This is a genomic window from Erythrobacter sp. YT30 (genome assembly GCF_001542875.1).
GTDB lineage: Bacteria > Pseudomonadota > Alphaproteobacteria > Sphingomonadales > Sphingomonadaceae > Erythrobacter.
In genome coordinates this window covers 1,270,641-1,295,950 of the sequence record NZ_LMAF01000002.1, presented here as the reverse complement: position 1 = coordinate 1,295,950, position 25,310 = coordinate 1,270,641, and the positions used below count along the sequence as shown (strand labels likewise).

Here is a 25,310-nt window from a genome sequence, read left to right as displayed (position 1 = left end):
TCCGGTCTATGAGTGCGGTCGTGGCGGAACTGGTAGACGCGCAACGTTGAGGTCGTTGTGGGCTAACGCCCGTGGAAGTTCGAGTCTTCTCGACCGCACCATTTCCTCCGTTTCTTCGATCCCGATCGCTAAGCCACAGGCGCTTGAGCGCGATTGCGCATTTAGACTCGGGGCGCGTTTCTGGGAAAGGTGATCAGCCTACCCAGACGTCGAGCATGTAGCGTTCCTGTTCGATCATCTCGTCCATCCACGCCGCTGCATCGTTTTCACTCAGGCCGCGCTTTTCTGCGCACATCGAAACGAGAGCCGCGCGCACATCTGGCTCCATCTTAGCGCCATCGCCGCAGACATAGATCCTCGCGCCTTGCTCGATCAGCGCCCAGACCCTTTCAGCTTCGCGATTGATGAGGTGCTGGACATAGGCTTTGCCGGGTTCAACGCGCGAATAGGCGGAATGCAGGTCGACGATTCCAGCCGCGTGATAGCTTTCCAGTTCATCGCGATAAAGATAATCGGCTTCATCGCGGCAGCCGAAAAAGAGCATCGCATCGCCCAACTCCTTACCCTGCTCCTTCAGCGCAGCACGACGTTGCAGGAAACCTCTGAATGGCGCGACGCCCGTGCCTGGGCCCACCATGATGATAGGCATTTTGGGATCATCGGGCAGTCTGAAATTTGCGCTCGGTTCGCGCACGACTGCCTTGAACCGATCACCGGGCTGCAATTCAGCAAGATAGTTGGAGCATGTCCCTTTGAATTCGCCTTTACCCGACAGCGCCGGACCTTTGACCACGCCCACCGTGATTGAACACTTTTCTGGGGCCGCATCGGGCGATGACGAGATCGAATAATAACGCGGCGAAAGAAACGGGATCAGCTCCAGAAACACCGCAAGCGGCAAATCGCAGGCCGGATAATTCTCCAGAATGTCGAGCACCGATTTACGCTTTGCCAGCACCTCTTCTGCGTACTTATCGACGCCATCATCTTGCCGAGGCGCAGCCAGCGCTTCGAGTTTGCCCCGCGTGTCCGGGCATTCTGCATAATGCGCCATCATCGCGATATCCTTGCGCGTGGCGACGGCCTGCAATTCGCCCGCAGTCTTCGCAAGGTTGAGAACCGAAAACGTGCTGCCGCTTGGAAACGGGCCGCGCATATCGCTGCGCGATTCAATCTGGATGTGGGTGTTGCGATCAAGCCCGAAGCGCTTGAGCAGCCGATCAACCACTGCATCATCATTGACCGGCACCACGCACAAATGATCGCCGGGCTCGTAAGAGACGCCCTCTCCCAATTCGACTTCGATGTGGCGAGTGGATCGTCCGCCTGACTTTGCGCTTTCTTTGAGTTCACGATTGACCAGCAGCGTCACATCATCGGCACCAACGCGGTTGGCGACAGTGTTGGCGGTGACGCTCTCGGTGATCTCGACCGTGTAGAGCGGCGGGGTGATGGCGTCCTTGTCGCCTGACAGGTCAATGCCGAATTCCTCACCCAATTGCGGGATCAGCGCATCAAGCCAATCGTGGAATTGCGTGTCCACATCGCCGCGCGCATCAAGCTCTTCGGTGTCAACGATCCGCTTTGCCCCCAGCGCGGCCAAGCGCGCGTCGATCAGACGGGGCACTTCCTGAAAAGTGGCTGCCCAATCGCTGTTCCCGCACCCTAACATGAGATAGGAAACATCGCTCAAATCAGCGGATGTCTGGTCGAGCCATTCGACGAATTTTGCCGCGTTATCAGGCGGCTTCCCGTTGTAAGACGCACAGGCGATCGCGACCGCGCCGTTGCTTGGCAGATCATCGACATGCGCATCGAGCGGCGCCAGCGTCACGTCAAACCCGTTGAATTCGCCCCTCTGCGCAACTTCATGAGCAAACCCTTCGCTTGATCCAAGGTTCGACCCGTAGAGCACCAAAAGCGGCGTCCCGTGTTTTGGCACTTTGCTCGCGACGGGCTCTTGCGGTCCTCCTTGTTCGTCTTCTGCCGCCTTTCCGCCGCGCTCCACATCATCGCGCAACCGCGCCTTGATCGTGAATTCGTCAGGCTTGATCGAAAGCGTTTCCTTGATGTCGAGTGTGTAGTCCGAGTGATCGAACAGATCGAAGCGCTGGAGCAGCATGGACAGCACCAGGATCGATTCCTGGATTGCAAACTGGCGGCCAATGCACGCGCGCTTGCCATTACCGAATGGCTTGTAGGCGGCAGGGCTTCGCGCGGCTTCCGCTTCGGGAGTGAAGTGATCGGGATTGAACTTCTCAGGCTCATCGCCCCAGATCGCCGGATCGCGGTGAAGCGAGGGGATCAAAACCGTGGTGAAGGTGCCTTTGGGTATCGCATACCTGCCGCCAAGAACTTCATCCTTGTATGGCGCAAGGCCCAATGCGGGCGCGGTCGGCCACAGGCGCAATGCTTCAAACAGAATGGCGCGGATATAGGGCATTTGCCCCAGCTGTTTTAACGTTGGTGGCTGGTCGATATTGCGGCCGAGCACAGCATCCACCTCGGCATAGGCGCGCTTCAAAAGGTCACGGTTCTTCAGCAGGTAATAGAGCGAGAACGACAAAAGCCCCGACGTTGTCTCATGCCCTGCAATCAGGAACGTGTTGATCTGATAGCGGATGTTTTCATCCGACAATCGCTCACCTGTTACCGCATCGCGGCCCGACAGCATGAAATCGAGCAGGTCCTCGCTGCCCGTATTGCCGCTTCTTTGGCGCTCGCGGATGATCTCATCGACGAGGTTGTTCATGTATTTCGCGTCGCGATGAAGCTGTTCGACAGCCTTTCGCTTCATCAGTTTTTCACCCGGAAGCCCGCGCATTTTCTGCGTGGTGTCGAGGGTGCGATTAAGCGCCTGAATGAAGGGATGAAAGTCCTCACGATAGAAAGAATTAAAGCGGTAGCCAAATCCGCACACGCCAATCGTATCGAGCGTCAGACGGATCATATCCTTGGGCACATCGATCACGTCATCAGAATTCATCCGCTCCCATTTCAGCATCAATTGCTGAGCGATGTCGATCATCATCGGGAGATAGCTGCCCATGCTTTTCTGGCTGAAAGACGGCAGCAGGATATTGTGCGCCTTTGACCAGTTGGGATCATCGCTATCGCCAGTAAAAAGGCCATCGCCAGCAATCAGGCGCAGGCGCTTGAGCGGGCCACGCACCGTCTTGTCGAACCGCTTTTCGTCGCAAACCTGCGCCACCAGCTCTTCACTCGAGACGAAAACAAGGGGCGTGCCCATGATTTCGAGCTGGAAAATGGGGCCGTATTCCTCGGCCAATTCCATCAGCGACTGGATCATCCGGGATGCATCGACAGTCAGAGCATTGCCAACGAGCGGAGAGCCGGGTGGCTGCGGGATCGGAGCGAACGCGGTTTTGGATGCCATGGGGACACCAATGCCAGAGGATGCCGTGCAAGAAAAGGGAGAGGCAATGCCGATCCGACCTGGCTTGCGGATGGCGACTAAAACCGTTTTGGAGCCAACTTGTATGCGCAATTCCAGAAAACATGGGATTACACATGCACTGCTGCTAAGAGTGGGCGCTTGGGGGGCACTCAGCGCTGATGCTCTTGAGAGATTAGCGTTTTTTAAGCGCAGGCCGCTTGGGAAAAGGGTGTACCCGGCAAGGAGGAAAAGGACGCTCAATCACGCTGGTCGTGCCCGTAACAACGGCGCACAAGAATTGATCGGACAGATTTTGGGTCCAGGAAAAGGCTATCTTGGTGACACCAACGCAAACCATTGAAACAGACGCCGCTTCAAATGAAGCGATCCACGAGCCGGAATCGCACGCCCAGCTAGATTTTCCGGTGGTTGGCATAGGCGCATCGGCCGGCGGGCTTGAGGCGGTCACCGCGATGTTCAAGGACATTGAAAGCGGAACCGGGATGGCTTTCGTCCTTGTGATGCACCTTGATCCCGATCACGAAAGCCTGATGGCAGAATTGCTATCGAGCAAGACACAGATTTCAGTTCGCCAGATTGCCGATAACGATCACCTCGAAGTGGATTGCCTGCATGTCATTCCGCCGGGCTCCAGCCTAAGTATCGAGAATGGAAAATTCCGGCTCGACAAATTCAGCGAACCGCGCGGGCTGAGGCGCCCGATCGATAGCTTCTTCACCTCGCTTGCCCACGTACAGAGCGAAAAGGCTGCCTGTGTGGTGCTTTCAGGCACGGGCGGCGATGGCACAGCTGGACTTCGCGTCATCAAGGAAGCCGGCGGCATTAGCGCAGTCCAATCCCCTGAAGAGGCGCGCTATGACGGCATGCCGTTTTCGGCAATTGGCACCAAATTGGTAGATTTCACGCTGAACGCGGCGGACATCATCCCGCGCATCAAGGCGTTCTTCGAGGGGGCTGACAAATCCCCCTTCCCTCTGAACGATTATGCGACCGGCAAGGTGATGCGTGAGATTTTCACCATCATCAACCACCAGCTCGGCATGGATTTTTCGGGTTACAAGCGCTCGACATTACTGAGGCGGTTGAACCGCCGCCTCCAAGTGCTCGAAATCGACAACGGTGAAGAATACATCGCAGAATTGTCGCGGAGCGAAACTGAGCAACTCGCCCTGGCGCGCGATTTTCTGATCAATGTCACATCGTTCTTTCGCGACCGTGAGAACTTCGAATTGCTGCGGCAAACGGTTATCGTCCCACTGATCGAGGAGGCGGAGGCCTCGGACGAGGTGCGCATCTGGGTTCCTGGATGTTCCAGCGGGCAGGAGGCCTATTCGATCGCGATGATGGTCGATCAGACCTGCGTCGAATTGCAGCGCCGTCCGCTGATCCAGATTTTCGCGACCGACATTGACGAGGCGATGATCGAACAGGCTCGCCGTGCGAGCTATCCTGTGTCGACGCTAACCGATCTGCCTGAAAAGTATCAGGAGCTCTACACGGTTGGATCGGAGGAACGGTTTGAGATCGTATCGCGCATTCGCGAAATGGTGCGGTTTTCGGTTCACAATATCATTCAGGATCCGCCTTTTTCCAAAATCGACCTGATCTCGTGCCGCAATATGCTGATCTATCTCGGTGAGGAACTGCAAGAAGGTGTCTTGCCGCTGATGCATTTCAGCCTGCGTCAGGGTGGCCATCTATTCCTTGGCACTTCGGAGAGTGTGACCAAACGCAGCGATTTGTTCACCGCTGTCGATCAACGTGCCCGCATCTTCCGGCGCAACGAAGTCGCGCGGCGCTCTGCGATCAATCTGCCGCTGACCATTGGCAACAAAGAGCTACGCCCGCGGCGCGAAATGCAGAAAATGTCGGAGGAACGGGACTTTCCGAGGCATTCCAGCCTCAACACCTCCAATGCGACGATTTACGAAAACTATGCTCCGCCATTTGTGCGGGTGGCAAAGGATGGCCGCATCATCGACAGTTCGGGCGATCTCAGCCTGTTCCTGATGTCGCGCCCTGGTGATGAGCGCAGCCTTGATACACTCGCGCGTGAAGGCGTGCATGAAGTCGTCACGCCCATGGTTCGCGACGCGATGGAAAGCGGTGAGCGTCAGGCGATGAAGGATGTGCAAGTATCCTCACCCTTTGGCCTTCAAAAGACGGACATCGTCGCGCACCCGATGCGCGATGACACGGTCGCTGTTATCTTTCTGGTCAAGGATCAGCTTGAACCGATCGTCGATCGCTTCGCTGTAAGGCCGGTCACACGCGATCGCCAAATCGCCATCCTTCAGGACGAATTGCAGAAAACGCGGCTGCAATTGAAAGCAAAGGTCGAGGAAGTCGAAACCGCTAACGAGGAGCTCAAAAGCTCCAATGAAGAAATGATGTCGATGAACGAAGAGCTTCAGTCGGCAAACGAAGAGCTGACGACAGCCAATGAGGAACTCAAGAACAAGATTGATGAGCTGACACTGGCCAATGCCGATTTGGACAATTTCCTGCAATCGGCAGATCTTGGCATGATTGTCTTGGATCGCAGTCTGAAAATCCGCCACGTCACAGATGCCGCGCGCCGCATGGTGCCGATCCTTCGCTCCGACGAGGGGCGCTCGCTCAACGAATTCAATATTCCGCTCGGCACTCTCGATGTCGCGGCCGAGATTCGCAAAGTCATTGAGACCGGCCAGTCCTTCTCAGTGACGACCGCGCCTAATGATCACAACCAGTCCTTCTTCCTACGCATCACTCCCTATTTCTTTAATGATGGAGCTGTGGAAGGTGCATCACTCACCCTCGTGAACATCACGCAAGAGGTGCTGCTGCGACAGGATCTTACTCTGCAAAGCGAAAAGCTGCACCTCGCGATGCAGGCGGCGAAGATGGGATCGTGGGACACTGATCTGGAGACAGATGAGATGGAAGTGGATGCCATTGCTGCGGAGATTGGCGGGCTGGACGGGCCCGGCAAATATTCGCGCGACGAATTCTACAAAAATGTCTGCCCCGAGGACCTGAAGGCCATGGACGCGGCCCGCAAAAAGGCGATCAAAGCAGGGCAAAGCTTCTCTCACACAGTGCGAATTGATCTCCCCGATGACGAAACGCGTTGGGCACAGGTCCACGCTCAATCGTACATGACAGCTTCGGGCAAGAAGCGGAAAGCGGGCCTCTGGATTGATGTCACCGAAACATATCAATTGCAGCGCAACATCGAAATTGAATCGACCAGGCGCGAACTTGCAATGCGGGCAGGCCGCATGGGCCTTGCAGAACTCGATGTTGAGGCAAGCGAGGTTATTGCCGATAAGATGTTGGCCGAACAATTGGGCCTAGCGGGCGAGGGGGCGGTGCCGCTCGAAGAGCTGACGGCCAATTTCGTCAAGGAAGACGTACCTTTGATGGAGGAAAACCTTAATCGCGCGATCGAGAAAGGCGAAGAATACGAGTTTGATTTCCGCATCGACGTTCCCGGCCAGGATCTGCGCTGGGTGCGGACCAGAGGCATGCCATACACTGCCATTGATGGCCGCAAAAAGGTGGTCGGCCCAACACTCGATGTGACCGCGCAGCATAAACAGGAATTGCTGCTCGACGAGATGAGCCACCGGATCAAGAACCTGTTTGCTGTTATCAGCGGGCTCATTCAGGCATCGCCGATGGAGCATCCTGAAACCAAGCAAATGGCAGGCGATCTGGTTGAGCGGATCATTTCGCTCGGCAAGGTGTACGACCTCACGCGCAAGGATTTGGCAAGCCAGGGCGTTGGTCTTGATGAATTGCTGACCTCGGTCGTTAGCTTGCACAAAACCAATCAGAAACTCACCGTCAAAGGGCCAGATGTGTTCGTGGGCGCCGAAGTGGTGAACACCCTCACTCTGATCGTTCACGAACTGACAACGAACAGCGCCAAATATGGCGCTCTCAATCAGCCCGAGGGCGAACTCTCGATCAATTGGGACTGCGACGCCGATGGCATGGTTCATGTCAGCTGGATTGAGCAGGTGCCCGGTTTTGAAGAGCCGGAACCGCATGATGGGTTCGGCAGTTTTCTAATTCAGTCTGGGATCCGACAGTTACAGGGCGAGTTTGATCGCTCTTTTACCGACAAGGGGGCTGAAATTCGTTTCACCGCGAAGATCACGCATAATCCAGACAACGAATGAGGAACTCTATGACGCCGTCCCTAAAGGACCTTGCTATTCTGATTGTTGAGAATGAATTTTTGCTCGCCATCAATCTTGAAACGACCATGCGTGATGCTGGCGCTGCAAAGGTCGAAATGGCTGCATCGCTCGCCGATGCGCAAAAACTGGTCGATCAGAAGAGCTTTGATGCCGCCATTCTCGATATTCGGCTGATGGACGGGGATTCGCTCCCCCTCGCTCAGCAATTGATCAGACAGGGCGTGCCAGTGGTGATCCATTCAGGCCATGCCAATCAGGCGCATACCTCTCTTGTTCCCGAAGCGGTCTTCCTGCCAAAACCTTCAACGCCAACCGAGATCGTGCGATCAGTGCTGAAGGCGCGCGGTGTTGCAGGTGCTTTTGATTTACCTGAAGTGGAAATCAAAACCGGAGAGACTGCGGGCGTTTCAGACTGAGACCAGATAAGGCCAGAGACGAAGAAGCCATCTTGACCCCACCAGTTATGCCATCAAACCAGGGCTGCCGGGAATGATAGCGGTGGCGAGAAAAACAGCCGAAACGCTGAGTGAAAAGACTGCTGCGAAAACGTTCTTTGCGGTGTCGTTGTTAAACATGATTTCTGCTCCATTGTTCGTTTAGTGCATCCTAAGGAACGGGTCCCTTAGGGATGCTAAGAACAATGCAGAAGCCGTGCCAAAATCCCATAATATTGAAATTGTAGGATTTTTTATGAGGGCTTGATCGCCTTCTCATTCATCATTGCGCAAGATTGGTAAAATATCCCAAACTTTGGGAACAGGCCTAAACGTCGCCAATCTCGCGAAAAGCACTGCCGAAAAATAGCAAGGGTCGTCCTGCCACTCCGCCGGGAAATTCGTGACGATAAAGGCCCGTCACTTCGCCAAGGATCATTGTGTGATCGCCCGCTTCAACCAGTTTCCACGGGCGGCATTCCAGATAGCCTAGTGCATCCGCGATATGCGGCATTCCACTTTCGCCCAGCGCAAAGTCTCCGTCGCTCTCACCCTTTATCTCGCGCGTCGCATAGCGGGCCGCGATGGCCTGCTGATCTTCGGCAAGAATGCTGATCGAATAAGATCGCGCTTTGCTCCAAACATCAAACAGGCTGGCCGAATTGTGGAGGCTCCAGCACACAAGCATCGGCTCCAAAGAAACAGACACGAACGAATTGATCGTGATGCCCATCGGCTTTCCACCATCCCCCTCAGTCGCAACCACGCACACGCCGGTTGCGAACTGCCCCATCAGCGAACGGAACGCGCCCTGTTCAACCGGCAAGGCCAGGTCGTGTGAGGCAGCATCAGGCAAAAGGATCTCCGACAAAATGGGGTGATGAGAGGAATTGAAAAACGACTGGACAACGCGTTTCCCGATGCGCGGCTGAATGTCAATCAAACCATCCAGCCCCGACAAACCTGCCAAATGGGGGCATACTCGCCACAATTCCAGCGCTTAGGTACGATTCTCGGGCACTCTTGCACTCTTTGCACGTTCCATCACTGCAACTATCGACGGTAGGGTAAAGGATATCACCATCATGATTGATCGCGTAACGGCCGCGCTCAAGGATTTTTTGAAGCAGGAAAGCGCCGGCGGCATCATGCTGATCGTTGCCGCAGCGCTCGCGCTGGTTATCGCGAACAGCCCGCTTGCACCCTACTATTTCGGCACTCTGGAGACGAAACTGAATGTCTCCTTCGGCGATTTTGAAATTAATAAGGGCCTGATCCTCTGGATCAACGATGGCCTGATGGCGATCTTCTTCTTCCTTATTGGCCTGGAAGTGAAGCGCGAGATAATCGAGGGGCAATTGTCCAGCATGGACAAAGCCTCGCTTCCGCTTGCCGCAGCAGTCGGCGGCATGGCCATCCCAGCGCTCATTTTCGTCGGCTTCAACATAAACTCACCCGAAACGATCAGCGGATGGGCCATTCCAGCGGCAACCGACATCGCTTTTGCGCTTGGTATTCTGTCGCTTTTGGGTCCGCGCGTTCCGGTCGCATTGAAAGCCCTGTTGCTCGCGATTGCCGTGATTGACGACATCGGCGCCATCACGGTGATCGCGCTCTTTTATTCGGGCGAGATCAAGACCGATATGCTGATCGGTGGCGCCGTCATGCTGGCGTTGCTGTTCGCAATTGGCCGGGCCAAGGTAGCATCCTCCATTCCCTATGTCCTGCTGACAGTGATCATGTGGGTGTTCGTCCTCAAATCAGGCGTACACGCGACGCTTGCAGGTGTGACGGCGGCGATGATGGTGCCGATGACGGCGAAGGGTGATGTGCGCCTGCTCGAGCACATGGAGCACGGCCTGCACAAATGGGTCGCCTTCGTGATCATCCCGATTTTCGGATTTGCCAATGCTGGCGTTACATTGATCGGATTGTCGCCTGCTGACCTCCTGCAACCGCTGCCCTTGGGCATTGCGCTTGGCTTGCTGATCGGCAAGCAAATCGGCATTGTCGGTTTTGCATTCGTCGCGGTGAAGCTCGGCCTTGCGAAATTGCCGGAAACTGTCGGTTGGCGTAAAATTCACGGTTTGTCGCTACTGGCCGCGATTGGCTTCACGATGAGCCTGTTTATCGGCAATCTCGCGTTCACCGATCCGGCGCTCGTAGACGCGGTCAAAGTCGGCGTTCTCGCCGGATCACTGGTCGCAGCCTTTGCCGGGTTCTTCCTGCTGAAGGCTGCTTTGCCAGGAGACGAAGCAGAACCGGCAGCCGAAGGGGCGACCGCCAATGCCGGATAGGCCCGCGCCGCATGCGCGCGTTTTGCCTGCTAACGGGATTGAGCTTTCCTATTTCGATTGGGAGCCTGCCAGCCCCTCGGCCGGTAAGCCCGTCCTCCTGTTCGCGCATGCGACGGGATTTCACGCACGCGCCTACGACGCGATTATCGAGCATTTCCCGCAGCATCGCGTGATCTCGGTCGATCAGCGCGGGCATGGTCGCAGCACGGGGGAGCCGATCACCCATTGGCGAGTGTTGATCGATGACATGTTGGCCTTGGCAGAGCATCTGCAGCTCAAAGATGCAGTCGGCATAGGCCATTCAATGGGCGCGCATGTGCTGCTGCATACGGCAAGCGAGATGCCGCAGGCTTTCCGCCAGCTTGTGCTGTTCGATCCGGTTATCCTCGAACCTGAATACTACGCGTCTGAGGAAACCATCTTCACGCCAGATAACCCGCATCCCACGGCAAAGCGTAAGCGCGATTTCGCATCACCCGAAGCGATGATTGAGCGGTTCAAGGATCGCGACCCGTACAACATCTTCGCGCCGCGGGTGTTCGAAGATTATTGCCGCCACGGTCTTTTGCCAGCAGAAAACGGAGACGGGTTCGAGCTTGCATGCGCTCCGGAAATGGAGGCCAGCGTTTACGAAAGCAGCCGCACGAACAGGGGCATCCTTGATGCCGCGAAAACGCTGCAAACTCCAACACTCGTGGTGCGCGCAAAGCGGCTCAATATGATGGATTTCAAGGGCTCACCCACTTGGCCCGGCCTTGCCGCCTCAATGCCCAATGCGACCGATCTTGACCGGTCCGATCGCACCCATTTCCACCCTTTTGAAGACCCGGCAGATGCAGCGAACATCATCGCCAAGGCTATCGCCTAATCCGCTGCAAGCGCTGCGGTAAGCAAGTCCTGATAGTCCGTTTGCACCTGCCTCAGTTCATCCAGGCGAGGTTGGACAAGATTGCTGCGAAGGGTCTTTTCCAGCCCGCCATAGAACTGAGTTAGCTCGCCGCGAAGCGGATTGTCTGGCGCGATGGTACGCATGAGCCACAAGGCAATGCCATGCGCGCGGGACAATGCATCGCGCGGGATGGCTGCGGGTTCTTGTTCCATCCGCACGATGGCCTGACCCAGCGCGACGATGGCTTCTTCAAGGCATATCCGCGTCAGATCGCTCGCCTGCGAGGCCTCAATCCGGGCATCAAGATCGATCTTGCGGTAAACCGCAGCGGGGCTTTGCGCGAGCGCTTGCATGGATCATCTCTGCGAGTTGCTCAGCAGATCAAACTGCTGCTGAAGGAAGCTCAAGGTGGATTGCGAGCTGGAAATTCGCGTTTCAGCAGCCACCAGATCGCGCACAAGCCTTTCGCGCAGGTTCTCCTGCTGCTGGGCGATGCGCTCCAGCCGATCTTCATTGTTTTCAATGAGGTCCTCATACCGTTCTAGCGACCCGCCGAGTGAACCCGGATTGTTGCGCGCGGTGTTATCGCGGGCGAGATTGTCGATCGTTGCGAACACGCCGAATACGCCTGATGTGAACATGGCGGCGGTGGCGGCTGGATTGTCAGTCAATGTTTGGTTGAGGCGTTCAGTATCGAGTTCAAAAGTGCCCTCTGCCGTGATCTCAACGCCGAGGTCCGCCAGAGTTCGCGGTTCGCCGGGATCGGCATTCGGCATAACGATCTCACGCGTCAGATTGGCGAGATCACGCTTTAGCGCCCGCGCACCCGGGTCATTGCCCAACGTCCCGCCCAAAGCTGCGCCATCCTGCGCAACAATCGCCGCCACGTCATTCAGCGCGGCGACCAGATCGGTCACGACATTGGAGATGGCGGAGTTATCCGTGTCGAAGCTGATCGTCGTCGGCGCGCCGATATTGGTGCCTGTGAGCTCCAGTGTGATCCCTTCGGGCAGACCCGTCACAGTGTTGCTGGTGCTGCGATATTCGACCGTGTCGAATTCATAGATCGCATCTTGCGCCGTCGCGCGCAGCTCACCCGCATCGGTTGAAGGATCCCAATTGAGGTAAGTCAGATCGCCCTGCCCCCCGCCGCCAATTGGCAGGATTGCGTTGTTGGTGCCCTCCAACGTGAAGCCGTTGACCGCCCCGTCCTGCCCCTTGATCACCAATTGAGCGCCATCGGTCCCCTGCGCGACATAGGCGGTGAGAGCGTCATTGCTCTGGCTGGTGATCTTCGCAGCAAGCGTTTCCAGCGTGTCGGATGCCTCGACCGAGATTTCGAGCGGGGTTTGGTTTGTATCCTCGGTGAAGTTTGCACCCGCGACCGTGCCAAACCGGATCGTCAGCGTCCCTTCGCCAACCGGGTCGCTTGGATCGGTGTAGCTTTGCGAGACCAAGGTCTGGCTGTCGGCCAATTGGCTCACCTCAAGCGAATAGGTGCCCGTTGGCGTAGAGCCTTGCGGGAACGATACGCTCGCGACGCTAGGGTCAGCCACATTGCCCTGCCGCGACAGATCGCCATTGCGAATGCGATCGCCCAGAGCAGAGGAAAGTTCGGTCAGCACGTTGCGTAGATTGGCTGCTGCGGAAATGCGCGCTTCGAGTGTCTCGGTGCGATTGGAAATGTTGAGCCGCTGCGATGCGTAGGTCGCCTCGGCGATATCATTCGCCAATTGCACAAAGTTGATGCCGCTGCCTGCACCAAGGGCTGAGATGATTGATGAGCCGGGGTTTTCCATAGCCTATAAGAACGGCCTTTCAGGGCGGCGTTTAAGCCTGTTTGGGCGAGACATTTTCGGGCCGCCCATCGCCATCGAAACGCAATTCTTGCGGTACTTCGATATCGGGCAGCTTGGGCCGCGCTCCCCGCTTTAACGACAGGACAAAAGCAACCAGAGAAGCGATGGCTATGTACAATTCCTCACGCACCATCTGATTGGCCTGCGTTGTGAAATAAAGGGCGCGGGCAAGACCGGGATATTCGAGCACGGGAAGGCCTTCTTCTGCGGCAATTTCACGCATCGCGAGCGCGGTTTCGCCCCTTCCCTTGGCGAGCACGACGGGCGCTGGTGCAAGCTGAGGATCATAGGTGAGCGCCACTGCGAAATGCAGCGGGTTTACCACCACGAACTGCGCATCCTTCATCGCCGATGCCACCCCGCCCCTTGCGAGATCGCGCTGACGCTGACGGCGGGCAGATTTCATTTCGCCAGACCCTTCGGCCTGCTTTGTCTCATCCTTCATATCCTGATGGCTCATTTTGAGCTTCTTGTTGCGCTGGAATTGCTGAAGTGGGAAATCGACCATCGCGATGATGATGAGGCCAATCACAAGAAGCCCGATAAGCGTTACCAATGCTTGCAGGGCAAAGGCGATCTGTACCTCCAGCGATCCGCGCCCGAGGCCTAGAATAACCGGCAGATTGTGATAGGCCCAATAGGCCGCAAGCAAGCCCATCAGCACCAGCTTCAGGATGCTTTTGCCAAGCTCGATAAGCCCCTGAATGCCAAGAATGCGCTTCATGCCCGATAGCGGATTGATGCGTGTTCCTTTGGGCTCAAGGTTTTTAATGACAAAGCGCCCCTCGCCGCCAAGCAGCAATTGCGCCGCCAATGTCATCACCATCACGCACGCGCCTATTACGAGCAATGGTGGGAGTAACAGTGATCCGGCGAGCTTGAACAGGCGCCCCGGCTCCAATGCTTCAAGCGACGCGCGGTCAAAGCGAAAACTCGCCTTTGCGACCTGATCCATTCCGTCAAATACCCAGCCCGACACTTGGCCCAGAACGAATATGCCGGTTCCGACCGCCGCCGCGCTAGCGACTTCGCGCGATCGCAGCACATTGCCTTTTTCCGCCGCCTCTCGTTTCTTCTTCTCGGTAGGCTCTAACGTCTTTTCGCCGGCGCTTTCCTCGCTCATACCGGTGCGCCTCCGGGCAGGATGAGCAGCTCTGTTTGCCGCACTGCAACTTCAAGCAGGCGAACAAACTGCTCAATCAATATCGGCATGGCGATGATCAGCGCTGCAATCCCGGCAAGAACGCCTGCGGGAAGACCGAGCGCGAAGAGATTGAGCGCGGGGGCTGATCGCGAAATCATGCCGGTCACAAGCTGTGTGACCATCAAGACGAGCACCACGGGAAAGCCAATCGCTGCCGCGAGAGCAAAGCCGTATCCCATGAAATCAACAATGCCGCGCGCGCGAACTTCGCCAAAGGCAAACGAGCCAACGGGCAGGATCCGATAACTTTCGATCAGAAGCTCAAACCACAGCAAATGCCCGCCAATCGCGAAAAACAGCAATGTGAGTACAAGACCGAAATACGTCCCCAAAGCTCCTGATTGCGCGCCGCTCGATGGATCGATTGAGGTTGCAATCGCAAGCCCCATTGACCCCGAAATCTGCTCTGCAGCAATCAGCGGAACGGCAAAGGCGACTTGCAAGACAAATCCCATCGCAGCCCCGATTATGACTTCCTGAAGCACCGCGAGGATGGCCGCAAAGCTCATCATGTCGGGCAGCGGGGGAAGCGGCATCCACACCGCGACAAATACACCGAACGCAAAGCCCAAGAACGCGCGCGCCTGTACGGGCACAGTTAGTCCGCCAATCATGGGGGCAGCCAAAATCGCAACGCCGCAGCGGACCGATAGCAGCAGCAATTCCCAAAGCTGGCGATCGAGCGCTCCAAAACCGAATTCGAGCGTGTTCATGGCCGTTGGAGCCTCACACCCGTCAGGCCGTCAATTGCGCGATCTGCGCGAAAATCTCGATCAAGAAATCGCCGAGAAGGGCGATCATCGTCCCGCCAAGGACGACAAAGACGAGCGCGACAATCATGAGTTTCGGCACAAATGTCAGCGTCTGCTCGTTCACCGATGTCGCGGCCTGAATAATGCCAACGAGCAGACCAACCGTAAGCGCCGCGATGAGCACCGGGCCTGCAATCATTGCCGTCACCCAAAGCGTTTGATCGGCAAGGGCCAGAAGCTGAGCGTCTTCCTGCATAGCGTTATCCTCCTTCAGGCAAAGCTCATCGCGAGGCTGCCCATCAGGAGCGCCCAGCCATCAACAAGGACGAACAAAAGCAGCTTGAACGGGAGCGAAACGATGGTCGGTGAGAGCATCATCATGCCCAGGCTCATCAGGACACTTGCAACGACCAGATCAACCACAAGGAAAGGCAGGAACAGCATGAAACCGATTTGGAATGCTGTTTCCAATTCGGATGTGACAAATGCGGGCAGCAGGATCGAGAACGGAATGTCTTCCGGGTTCTCAAACAGGCCCGCGCCCGCAAGGTCGGTGAACATGACAAGGTTCGCCTCACGCGTTTGCGCCAGCATGAACGCGTGGAACGCTTCGCCGGCGCTCGCGATCGCAGCATCAGCGTCAAGTGCGCCCGAAGCGTAGGGCTCAATCGCGTTAGCATTCACCACGTCGAGTGTCGGTGCCATCACGAATAGCGAGAGAAACAGCGATAACCCGACGAGAACTTGGGTGGGAGGCGACCCTTGCAATCCCAATGCCTGGCGCAGGATCGACAGGACGATAAGGATGCGCAGGAAGCTCGTCATCATTAGCACGATCGCGGGCAGGATCGTGAGCAGGCTCATCACGAGAAGAACCTGCAAGGAAAGGCTCAGCGGCGCGTCTTCTTCGCCCTCGTCGCTGTCACCGCCCAGTGCGCGTTCAAGCGCTTCGCCGATCCCGGCGGCCTCCTCCGCTTCCGGTGCAGCGGGAGCAGCAGCGGCCATGCCGGACCCCAGAAACATGGTTAATCCGATCAGGCACACCGCGCCAAGGATGATGCGGAAATACCCGCTCATACAGGGTCTATTTCAGTTGGCTTTTGGGATGCGTTGTCGCCGCTCGCTACCGGATCGCTTTCCGCCAGCCTCACCAGTCCCTGCCGCGAAAGCCCGAGCAGGATTTCGCGATTATGGAAACGCACAACGGCGAGCTTCAATCCCGGCGCGACAAGGCTCGTCTCCACCAATTGCACCGAACGCGCTGCACCCTGCATCCCCACAAACCGGGTTTGCAGATATCGCGTCAGGCGAAGGCTACTCCAGATAAGGAGGCCCAGGATCGGCAAAAGGAGAGCCAACCGCGCAAGATATTCGACAATCATGCTGGCGGCGCCTGCTGATCAGCAGGCGGTGCATCGCTCGGCCCTTCGTCAGCCGACTGCGGCTTTGCCTCCGGCACGGATGAAACCGACGGATCTGAGACTTCTTCATCGCCCGCAAGGCTGACAATACGAAGCGCAAAGCGTCCATCATGCGCAACCACTTCGCCGCGCGCGATCACTTTGCCGTTGGCCGTCACGTCGAGCAGTTCATCGGTCAGTCGATTGAGCGGTACGACGCTGCCCTCACCCAGCGCCAGAACATCGCGCAGGGGCATATCGGTGCGGCCTAGTTCTACTGACAAGCGAACGGTGACATCGCCAAAACGCTGGAGGGCGGGGCTAACCATATTCATGCTCCCACCGCGGTATCGGCAAAGCGTGTGACGCGGATCGCCATGCGATCATTAAGAGTGCCAACGCTGCCATGCGCCCAGATGTTGTCGCCCATCCGCAAAGGCACTTCGCGCGGCATTGCAATCGGGATCTGATCGCCAGGCGACAGATTATCGAGCTTCAACAACGACATATCGAATTCAGCAAGAACCGCCTCAAACCTCAGTGGAATAGCGGCAAAGGCGCCCTCGGCGGCATTACTCCTCGCACCTTTTTCGCTTCCATTGGGCGGGCTTGCCGCTGCACCGGGAAGCAGCTTTTCAAGCCGCTCATCAGGGACAGCGAGTATAGCTTTCCAGGACAGCGGTCCTCCTAGTGCCTTTTCCTCGGTGCAGTCTAGCGTGAACACAGAGCACGGCGTTTCGGGTTCAAACGGTTTAAGGCGGCGGGAGCTTTCGCTGCGCACAATCACATCGGCTCTGAGAGATCGCACCGCACCATCGCCGCCGCTTTGACCGGCCATCAGGCTGACCCGCGCGATCACTTGCGCGATGATTTTTGCCGCTGAATCGGTCAGCATCGCAGCAGAGCGCGGCAATTGCTCCACCGCATCGCTCTCGCAAGTTTTGCCATCGCCACCGAAAGAACGATCCGTAAGCGCGATGGCGGTCGGAAAATCGAACGATAGGAGCAGCGTGTGATCATCCTTGCCGCACCGCAAAAGGCAATTGGCCGCCACCGCTCCAATACGAGAGAACACGTCGCTTCCAGCCATACTCTCCGGCTCTGATACAGTAACGGAAAGGCGTGCGCCTGACAGCAATTCGGACAGGTCCTGCGACAATTCGCGGCCAATATCGCGCCGCCACACGGCGAGGCTTTCCGCCTGTTCTTCAGGGCGCGGGCCAGTCTTGATGAGCTCGCTGCAATGCTGGGCCTGCGGGCGCGCATTGGCGAAGGCTTCTGCCATATCGGGTGAAAGGTTCATTGGACCAGCAGCCCCCGGAAATGCACCGCTTCAACGCCGCCAAATCCCTCATTTTCCTCAAGCACATCGTTGATCGCTGTGGTCAGGCGCTCGGCGAGTTTTTCCTTGCCTTCGACATTGTAAATCTCAGCCTCACTCGTAGAGGCAAGCTGGGCCAGAATGGCTGAACGGATCGCCAATTCGTGCGTCTTCACCCATTGCAGGACGCGGCCATCGCGCCGGGTAGAGACGGCGAGCTCTGTCTGAATGAGGGCGGGCGAATCTGCGAGATTTGAGGTGAAGCTGTCGGCAAAGCTATAATAGGCGGTACGATATTCGCTGCCGCCTTCGCCGTATACGACGCTGAATTCCTCCTTGTCGGCCAGGCTATAGGGATCATCGTCTCCCTTCTTCACAAATTTGGGTTCATCGGGGCCCTTGTCGCCGCCATCGCCGAGTAGGCCGGCAGCATAGGCGCCGTATGCACCGCCACCGGCGAGAACGAGCGTGAGGACAACCGCGATAATGATCTTCATCATCACCCCGCCGCCGGACTTTTCCTCATCCTTGTTTTCGTCTTTGGCCATTGGTGTTCAATTCCCCGAACGTGACGCATAAATCAGGCGAACAGCCCTCTCTCGCGCGGCTCTTGAGAACCCGGATTGCCGGACCCATCATCGCCGCGCGAAAGGCCGCTGTGCCTCTCGTCTTCCAATTGCTCCAAAGATGGTTGAGAGGCGCTTCGTTCGCCCCCCAGGAAAGACCCGTAAGATCGCTCAGAACCCGCGCCAGAGCCCCAATTGCCTCCATTTTGGCTTTGGGTTGAGGCCCCATTTTCAGACTGGCGCGATCCTGATTGGTTGTGTGATGAGTTCGAGGTTTCGCTTGCAGCTGCAACTGCGCGGTCGGCAAGTGCAGCCTGAACCGCGGGCAAAAATGCGGGATCACGATTTGCGAGGATAGCACGCAGATCACCGCCCGCAGCTTCCAAACGCATGTTGACCGCGCCAAATTCAGCGTGCCGAATGGTGAGTTCTGAACGGGCAGTGCGAGAAGCTTCCCGCACTTGGGTCAGCTGATCGATTGCCTGGTCAAGTTGTGGGGCGGCAATTCGATCTACCTGTGAAGGAGGCGTTTGGACACTCGGGCTGTTTGTGGCTGGCGAGGGTGTAATCGCTGCGGGACTGCTTACCTGCGGAAATGTGGAAGGGCCCTGTGGGCTCGCCGATGCGACTGGTTGGCCGGACGCTGTTCTCGAGTGCCCCTGTTCTTCTGCCGGGCCGTCACTCTCGATCTGTTCGGCAAGGTTTGCAGCTCGTTCAAGACTCTGTTTGGGAGGCGCTTCTTGCGTTTGCTGAACCAAAGGAGCAACCGAGGCTGCGGCACGAGCGGTCACTTGCTGAACTGCGTTTGCATCCTTGCGCGATACACCCCGCAGCGATGCCGGATCTGCCATGGAGGCGATCTGTTCAGCTCCTCGGGTGGAAGCCGGTTGATTGCTTAACAAAGGTTCGGCTTCACTTTCAGAGACCGCGCTCGAGACTGAGAACTTCGGTGCATTTTCACCAGCAATCTCGTCTGGAATTGGTGCGACTGTTTGGCTTCGCTGATCTGCTTTATCTGACCGAGAAATGTCGCGCTGAAAATCGTTGGTAGAACTCGATAGCCTGTCACGTCGCGTCTTTCGAAGATCAGGTTCCGTCCGTTCGGAACCGATCGTACCTGATGGCTGTGTAATTTGCTCACCAACCGGCAAAGGATTGCCGCTAGGCATGGCTTTGCCTGCTGGGTTGCCTTGTTCTGCAGCAGTTGAGCGAAATTGTGGGCCATCAGCATTGGCCGCTTTGAGCCTAGGATTGATCCCGCTGTCCGAGCCGACCTTGGCCACCGGATCGTTCTGATCGAGTGCATTCTGTGCCGATGGTTTGTCCGAGAGAGCCGTAGGAATAGACGCGACTTTTCCAACTTCGTTGCCCCGCTCGGGATAAGCTGCAAGCCTCTCGTCAGAGACGGCCTCCGGCGAAACCGCGATAGCATCACCTACTGCTATATCTGGTGAGGCGAACGCCGGGACATCAGATGACGAAGGGATCCCAATCGAAAGCGCCGCGCGCGTATCAGATGGTCTAAAATCAAAGCCTTGCAGCAGCGATGTTTCTTGCGGCAGATCAGCCACCTCGAGCAGGCCTGGCCTCGTGGCTGCACCCGGCTCAAGCTCTGCGCCGAGTAGATCTATCGCCGCAATCGCAAAAGCGCTCGCATCGGCATCTGACTTACGCAGAAGGCCGTCTTCGAGAGATGCTATCATAGTAGAAGCAGGTCGCGGCGACCCCGGCGCAAGGGATGCGGAAAGGGACGGACCTTGATTGTTGGAAGGCGAAAAGGGGGCAATCATCTCGGTTTCCTTGATCGATCCGGAGTGGACCGGCTTGCCAAATGGTTGTGCAACTTGTGTGCCATTGCCGCCTGTTCTTCGCGCTCTAGGCATTCTTGCGTATGTCGATGCTCCAATCGGGCAAGTTTCGCTCGCTCGCCCAGCCGCTCAATCCGCTGCTCGGCCTTAGCCAACACATCGACCTGCCATTCAGTCTGCCGCGAGGCATCGCTGCATGCTTGATCTGCCTGCCGGGCAAGACCCGCTAGCTCTCCTGCAAAGCGTTTGTGTTGTGTGAGCGCCTCGCCAGTAACCAGTCCTTCGCGGGTCGCATAACCCTTCGCAAGCATCCGGCTTCGATCAGCGAGAGACGCGCTTCGCTGTTCGTCGGCAAGCGATTGCGCAAGCGAACCCATCGCATCGCGGCGGGCAATGCGGGCAAGCATTAACTGGCGTTCGGCGCGCTGGAGAGGACGCCTATTCGCCATTTTTTGGTCCATCAAACCGCGCCTGAGCGAATTCTCCTAAAGCAGCGTGGCTGGCAAAGAGATCATGCGCTTCGCCGCGCCTTTGAGTTAGGAATGCGTCAATCTGCGGTGATAGCTCCAGCGCCTTATCCAGCATCGGATCAGACCCTGACCGATATGCTCCCATCAACACCAGATCACGATTTTCCTCTCGCGCAGAGATCAGCCCGCGCAACCATCGCGCAGCATCTGCATATTCTTCGCTGACGAGTTCATCCATCACGCGGCTGAGCGATGCTGGCACATCAATCGCCGGGTAATGCCCGCGCTGCGCCAGATCGCGCGACAAAACGATATGCCCATCAAGAATCGCGCGCGCCGTATCAACGACGGGATCGGCCGTGTCATCGCCATCAGCGAGAACGGTGTAGAGGCCGGTAAGGGCGCCGCCTGTTCTTTGGGAGTTGCCCGCGCGCTCGACCAGTTTCGTGACCGATGCGAGCGCCGATGGAGGATAACCCCGCGCCGCCCCTGGCTCGCCCAACACCAACGCCAGTTCGCGCGCAGCATGGGCAACGCGGGTAAGGCTGTCGAGTATGAGCAAAACCCGCTTTCCCTGAGAGCGGAAATACTCGCCGAGCGCAGTCGCATATTGCGCAGCGCGCAGCCTTAAGTTGGGAGCATGGTCTGCCGGAACAGCGACAACGACGATCCGCCCACGCTCAACCCCGCTCATATGGCGCGCAACGAAATCGGACACTTCTCGCGCGCGCTCTCCAATTAAAGCGACAATGGTGACGTCGGCCACAGCGTGCCCGGCCATCGTATCGATCAGCACTGACTTGCCGACCCCGGACCCGGCAATCACGCCCAGTCTCTGCCCAATACCCATCGTGGTGAGCGCGTTTATCGCTCGGACGCCGCAGTCGAACGGTTCGCACACTCGCGCGCGTTCCAAGGCACCTTCGCGGTGGCCGGAAAGTGGCCAGAATTGCTCAAAATCTATCGGCGGGCCGCCATCAATTGGCTCGCCAAGTCCATCGAGAGCGCGGCCAAGGACGGCATGACCCACTGGCACTTCGCCAGGCCTGCCGCAGGCCCGCACGCTTGCATCCGGTCGGAGCAACACCGCATCGCCCAGCAGCATCATCAGCGAATGCCCGCTGCGAAACCCAATGACTTCGGCTAGGCTTTCAGCTCCTGCCTCGTTCTCAATCGCGGCGAGCGATCCGATAGGGAGCGAGAGGCCGGACACTTCGACCAGCCCGCCATCGCAAGCTGCCACACGGCCAGTGAGCACGGGTCCGCGCTCAATCGGGGCGCGCCGCATTCGCGCGAGTTCCAGCTGCAATTCGGCAAGCATACTTGGCTATCCGCGCAAAGCAGCGGCAATCGCGCGCCGCCATTCGGCAGGGCCATCACGCACGCCGCCCTCTTCGCCCACCAGCGCAATCGACCCGCGCTGAAGGGTGGGATCCGCTTCGATTTGCCATCCAGATAAGGCGCCCTTGTCCAACGTCTCGATATCGTCTGGATGCAAATGCAGGGTGCAAGATGCCGCAGCCAAACCTAGCCTTCGAGCAGCCTCTCGAGCGCGTTCTATAAGCGCTTCGGGATCGGCAGCATGCTTTTCTAGTGCCGCATCGCACAGCGCCATCACAGTGTCGGCGAGCTCGCTTGCAAGCGTGTCCATCGCCGCCTGATCGAGCTCTCGAAAGGCGAGGCGTAGTGCGGTTCTTTGGTCCTTCTCTGCCGCCATCTCCGCATGCGCTGCTGCTCGCCCCGCCGCGTCCCCCGCAACAAATCCGCGATCGTATTCGGTCTGCTGCTGGGCCGGTTCAGGCTCGGACAGCGGAGAAGCCTTTTCGGCAGGAGATGCGCCGTCCCTCTTGCGCGAGAATGGCGACATATCGCTAAACTCGCCCGTCGTTTGCATGGCGGCCAGCCAATCCGGCAAATGCTGCTCGCCATCCCCTGCAGTCGCTGCAGCGATCCAATCAGACGAATTCACTGTCGTCATTCCCCATGATTATTTCGCCCTGTTCGGCAAGCGATCGAGCAAGGTCCACGATCTTGCGCTGGGCGGCCTTCACATCCGCTTTGCTCAATCGCCCGCGCAGTTCGATCTCGTCCTTGACGCCATCGGCAGCGCGGCTCGACATGGCGGAAAAGAATGGATCGCGCTCTTCTTCGGAAAGGCCTTTGAGTGCATCAATCAGCGCCTCGTTATCGACGTCGCGAAGCAGGCGGCCCATTTGCTGCGGATCAAGATCGAGCAGCATTTCGAATGTGAAGAGCTCGTCTTCTATGCGGGCTGCCAATTCTTCATCCCGCTGAGCGATCGCCGGAAGCACAACGTTACGCAGCTCGCCTTCGGACAGGTTGATAAGGTTGGCAGCATCGCGCGGTCCGCCCATGATTAGTGCGCTCGCGCCAAAGCTCGAACCGATGCGCTGCGATAGCAATTGATCGATCATTGTGATGGCCTGTTGCGAGACAGGCCCCATCCTAGCGATCCGTTCGACAACGGCAGATTGCTTGGCCTCGGAAAGCGCGGAGAGAACTTCAGCGGCAGGCTCGGGCTCCAGCATGAGCAGCAGAGCCGCGATCACTTGCGGGTGTTCATCCTCCACCAGCTTCAGCACCACACTGGATGCAAGCCAACGTGCCATCTCGATGCTGCGGGGCCGCGGTTCTGGCTCAATCCGCAGCATCATGCTTTCCGCTTTTGTCGGACCAAGCGAGCGTTCGAAGAGCTGGCGCACTTGCTCGCTGCGATTGCCTCCGGGCAAGACTTCGCGCGCAGCCTCTGCGACGAAATCTTCCAACGCTTCGGCAATCCGTGCCTGATCGATTTCTCCCAAGGCGCACATTGCCGTGCCCAAGGCCTGCAATTCGACAGGTTCCAGCCGCCCGAGCAATCCGGCGGCCTCGTCTTCGCCAAGCAGCATGAGAAATACAGCCGCGCGGTCGACCCGGCCGAGCAAGGGTTCGGGCAGCTTTGGCGTTTCCCCAGCATCCGGAACGCCATCTTGCACATCTACATCGCTCATCGGGCAGGCACTTTCTCATCGCCATCTGGCGAGGGCTCGAGCATTCGCTGGAGCGCTTCGACAGCGCGCTCGGGCTGTTGAGCGGCAAGTTGTCGGGCAAGATCTACCTGCCGTGAGAGCTCGTTGGATGAGCCGGGAGTCTGACCGGCCAAGCTCGCGACTGGCGCGCCCGCAGGCTGATCGCCATCAATCAAGACTGGCACCTCACCTTCTTTGCCGTCTTCACCCTTCTTGGATTTCTTGCCTCCTTTGACGCCGCCAATCATCGGACGAACGGCGAGGAATAGAACAAGCAGCACTGCAATGAGCGCGGTCGCATAGCGCACCACCATCGCAAACCAGGGCTGCTCATAGAAAGCGGGTGCGTCCATTTCGGTGGTCTCAAACGCGCTTGGGATCACCTCGACATTGTCGCCGCGTGCCTCATCAGCGCCAACGGCTGCAATGACGAGCGATTGCAATTGCTCTGAAGTCAGCGGCGCTGCTGCTTTCAAAGCTTCATCGCTGACGGCCACAGCAACTGAGAGTTTGACCAATCCTCCAGGCCGCGTGTTCGTAACGGCCACTTCGCGGCCCACCTCGTAATTGCGTGATGTCGCGCTCTCTGTGTCGGTTGGAGGGGAAGCCGCCGCATCGTCCTCGCCCGCGCCCTCAGAATTGGGCGCTTCGTCCACCAATTCCGCATCCGGCGGGGGAGTATTGGCAGTCACTCCCGGCACTCCGCCAATCCCGCTTCCCGCAGAGCGTGTCGAAAGGCGTTCGCTTTCGGAACGCACGACACCCGGATCATCGTATTTCTCGGTGGCCGATGTGACCTCCTTCGCATCAAGCTCCACCTGAACCTGGCTCGAAAAATTCCCTTCACCGAGCAGTGGGGTAAGCAGCGATGCGATCTGATCGCGCAATTTGGTCTCGAACTCGCGTTGGAGCATCAGGCCGTCCATCGCGCTGTCGCGCTCTGCAGACAAGAGCCGTCCGTTTTGATCAACAACGCGCACCGCATCGGATGTCATCCCGGGGACAGAAGCGGAGACGAGATTCACAATCGCTTCGACCTGATCCTGGCTGAGTGAACGACCACCAACCAGGCGCACCATGACAGATGCGCTGGGCGGCTGAGCATTGCGCACGAACACTGATCGTTCCGGCGTTGCCAGATGCACGCGGACGGCTTCGATCCCGTCAATCTCGCGGATGGTGAGCATCAATTCACGCTCACGCGCCAGACGCAATCGCTCGCCTTCCAATGTGCGGCTTGAACCCAGTGGGATCGCATCAAGCATCTCGCTCGCGCCCTCAGGAGCGGCAAGGCCAGCATCGCTCGCCACCAGCATGCGGGCGCGATACACATCGTCTTCCGACACGCTGATCGCGCCTGTCCCATTATCGATTGTATAACTGATCCCGCCGCGCTCCAGCGTATCGACAACCTTGGCGCGTTCGCCGTCTGAAAGGCTAGAATAGAGGATGCGCTGCGGGCCTGATGCGATCATCACATAGACTGCCGCAATCGCCGCCAATGCGCCAATCCCGATGATGGCGGGCAAAGCTCGGCTAAACGCGGGCTGCTGCACAAAATCCGATAAGGGTGCAGGCAATTTCGAGCGCCAGCCACCAGCACCGGAACCGCTGGCCTGAACGGCTGGCACCGCCGCATCACTGACGGTTGCAGGGACATTGGCTTCGGCCAC

General features: G+C 57.7%; 23 protein-coding genes and 1 tRNA gene. 5 read left to right on the top strand and 19 right to left on the bottom strand.

Going from position 1 to position 25,310, the window contains the following annotated elements:
- Positions 1-14: 14 nt before the first annotated feature.
- Positions 15-101, top strand: a tRNA-Leu gene (locus tag AUC45_RS10895).
- A 92-nt stretch (positions 102-193) separates the two neighbouring features.
- On the opposite strand, the gene AUC45_RS10890 is transcribed toward AUC45_RS10895, so the two are convergent.
- Entirely contained in the window at positions 194-3,397 is a 3,204-nt protein-coding gene (locus AUC45_RS10890; protein ID WP_067602267.1) for a bifunctional cytochrome P450/NADPH--P450 reductase, read from the bottom strand.
- Between the two features lie 338 nt (positions 3,398-3,735).
- Between AUC45_RS10890 and AUC45_RS10880 the strand changes: the two genes are divergently transcribed.
- The gene (locus AUC45_RS10880; protein ID WP_067602262.1) at positions 3,736-7,587 is read left to right on the top strand and encodes a CheR family methyltransferase; all 3,852 of its coding nucleotides are present in this window, start codon (positions 3,736-3,738) and stop codon (positions 7,585-7,587) included.
- An 8-nt stretch (positions 7,588-7,595) separates the two neighbouring features.
- The gene (locus AUC45_RS10875; protein ID WP_067602259.1) at positions 7,596-8,024 is read left to right on the top strand and encodes a response regulator; all 429 of its coding nucleotides are present in this window, start codon (positions 7,596-7,598) and stop codon (positions 8,022-8,024) included.
- A gap of 45 nt (positions 8,025-8,069) precedes the next feature.
- On the opposite strand, the gene AUC45_RS15885 is transcribed toward AUC45_RS10875, so the two are convergent.
- On the bottom strand, positions 8,070-8,183 hold the full coding sequence (locus tag AUC45_RS15885) for an enoyl-CoA hydratase (RefSeq protein WP_197409550.1): 114 nt from the start codon (positions 8,181-8,183) through the stop codon (positions 8,070-8,072).
- A 187-nt stretch (positions 8,184-8,370) separates the two neighbouring features.
- Positions 8,371-8,985, bottom strand: coding sequence for a flavin reductase family protein (locus AUC45_RS10870; RefSeq protein WP_156423824.1), 615 nt, complete (start codon positions 8,983-8,985; stop codon positions 8,371-8,373).
- A 142-nt stretch (positions 8,986-9,127) separates the two neighbouring features.
- Here AUC45_RS10870 and nhaA point away from each other — a divergent pair, with 142 nt between their 5' ends.
- The gene (gene nhaA, locus AUC45_RS10865; RefSeq protein ID WP_067602253.1) at positions 9,128-10,339 is read left to right on the top strand and encodes a Na+/H+ antiporter NhaA; all 1,212 of its coding nucleotides are present in this window, start codon (positions 9,128-9,130) and stop codon (positions 10,337-10,339) included.
- On the top strand, positions 10,329-11,207 hold the full coding sequence (locus tag AUC45_RS10860; protein WP_067602249.1) for an alpha/beta fold hydrolase: 879 nt from the start codon (positions 10,329-10,331) through the stop codon (positions 11,205-11,207). The genes nhaA and AUC45_RS10860 overlap by 11 nt, the downstream gene beginning before the upstream one ends.
- On the opposite strand, the gene AUC45_RS10855 is transcribed toward AUC45_RS10860, so the two are convergent.
- The 16 genes from AUC45_RS10855 to fliF all read right to left on the bottom strand — a co-directional run bounded on the left by AUC45_RS10855 (position 11,204) and on the right by fliF (position 25,310).
- Positions 11,204-11,581, bottom strand: coding sequence for a hypothetical protein (locus AUC45_RS10855; protein ID WP_067602246.1), 378 nt, complete (start codon positions 11,579-11,581; stop codon positions 11,204-11,206). The genes AUC45_RS10860 and AUC45_RS10855 overlap by 4 nt on opposite strands.
- A gap of 3 nt (positions 11,582-11,584) precedes the next feature.
- Positions 11,585-13,027: a flagellar filament capping protein FliD gene (gene fliD, locus AUC45_RS10850; protein WP_067602243.1), complete on the bottom strand. Its 1,443-nt coding sequence runs from the start codon at positions 13,025-13,027 to the stop codon at positions 11,585-11,587.
- Between the two features lie 31 nt (positions 13,028-13,058).
- Positions 13,059-14,210, bottom strand: coding sequence for a flagellar biosynthesis protein FlhB (locus tag AUC45_RS10845; protein ID WP_067602240.1), 1,152 nt, complete (start codon positions 14,208-14,210; stop codon positions 13,059-13,061).
- On the bottom strand, positions 14,207-15,004 hold the full coding sequence (locus AUC45_RS10840) for a flagellar biosynthetic protein FliR (protein WP_067602237.1): 798 nt from the start codon (positions 15,002-15,004) through the stop codon (positions 14,207-14,209). Before AUC45_RS10840 ends, AUC45_RS10845 begins: the two co-directional genes overlap by 4 nt.
- Before the next feature lie 22 nt (positions 15,005-15,026).
- Positions 15,027-15,299: a flagellar biosynthetic protein FliQ gene (locus AUC45_RS10835; protein WP_067602234.1), complete on the bottom strand. Its 273-nt coding sequence runs from the start codon at positions 15,297-15,299 to the stop codon at positions 15,027-15,029.
- A gap of 14 nt (positions 15,300-15,313) precedes the next feature.
- Entirely contained in the window at positions 15,314-16,066 is a 753-nt protein-coding gene (gene fliP, locus AUC45_RS10830) for a flagellar type III secretion system pore protein FliP (protein WP_067603824.1), read from the bottom strand.
- A gap of 50 nt (positions 16,067-16,116) precedes the next feature.
- A complete protein-coding gene (locus AUC45_RS10825; RefSeq protein WP_067602232.1) occupies positions 16,117-16,425 on the bottom strand; it encodes a flagellar biosynthetic protein FliO in 309 nt (102 codons plus the stop codon).
- Positions 16,422-16,772 (bottom strand): flagellar motor switch protein FliN, encoded by a 351-nt coding sequence (gene fliN, locus AUC45_RS10820; protein WP_233998700.1) that lies wholly within the window; start codon positions 16,770-16,772, stop codon positions 16,422-16,424. Before fliN ends, AUC45_RS10825 begins: the two co-directional genes overlap by 4 nt.
- Positions 16,773-16,774: 2 nt before the next feature.
- Positions 16,775-17,746 carry a FliM/FliN family flagellar motor C-terminal domain-containing protein gene (locus AUC45_RS10815; RefSeq protein ID WP_067602228.1) on the bottom strand — a complete coding sequence of 324 codons (972 nt, stop codon included), beginning with the start codon at positions 17,744-17,746 and terminating at the stop codon, positions 16,775-16,777.
- Complete coding sequence (gene fliL, locus AUC45_RS10810) at positions 17,743-18,312, bottom strand: flagellar basal body-associated protein FliL (protein ID WP_067602226.1); 570 nt, start codon at positions 18,310-18,312, stop codon at positions 17,743-17,745. The genes AUC45_RS10815 and fliL overlap by 4 nt, the downstream gene beginning before the upstream one ends.
- A gap of 32 nt (positions 18,313-18,344) precedes the next feature.
- The gene (locus AUC45_RS10805) at positions 18,345-20,033 is read right to left on the bottom strand and encodes a hypothetical protein (protein ID WP_067602223.1); all 1,689 of its coding nucleotides are present in this window, start codon (positions 20,031-20,033) and stop codon (positions 18,345-18,347) included.
- A gap of 83 nt (positions 20,034-20,116) precedes the next feature.
- A complete protein-coding gene (locus AUC45_RS10800; RefSeq protein WP_067602220.1) occupies positions 20,117-20,587 on the bottom strand; it encodes a hypothetical protein in 471 nt (156 codons plus the stop codon).
- On the bottom strand, positions 20,577-21,929 hold the full coding sequence (locus tag AUC45_RS10795) for a FliI/YscN family ATPase (protein WP_067602217.1): 1,353 nt from the start codon (positions 21,927-21,929) through the stop codon (positions 20,577-20,579). Before AUC45_RS10795 ends, AUC45_RS10800 begins: the two co-directional genes overlap by 11 nt.
- A 6-nt stretch (positions 21,930-21,935) precedes the next feature.
- The gene (locus AUC45_RS10790) at positions 21,936-22,577 is read right to left on the bottom strand and encodes a FliH/SctL family protein (RefSeq protein WP_197409549.1); all 642 of its coding nucleotides are present in this window, start codon (positions 22,575-22,577) and stop codon (positions 21,936-21,938) included.
- A complete protein-coding gene (gene fliG / locus AUC45_RS10785) occupies positions 22,564-23,619 on the bottom strand; it encodes a flagellar motor switch protein FliG (protein WP_156423823.1) in 1,056 nt (351 codons plus the stop codon). Before fliG ends, AUC45_RS10790 begins: the two co-directional genes overlap by 14 nt.
- A complete protein-coding gene (fliF, locus tag AUC45_RS10780; protein WP_067602211.1) occupies positions 23,616-25,310 on the bottom strand; it encodes a flagellar basal-body MS-ring/collar protein FliF in 1,695 nt (564 codons plus the stop codon). Before fliF ends, fliG begins: the two co-directional genes overlap by 4 nt.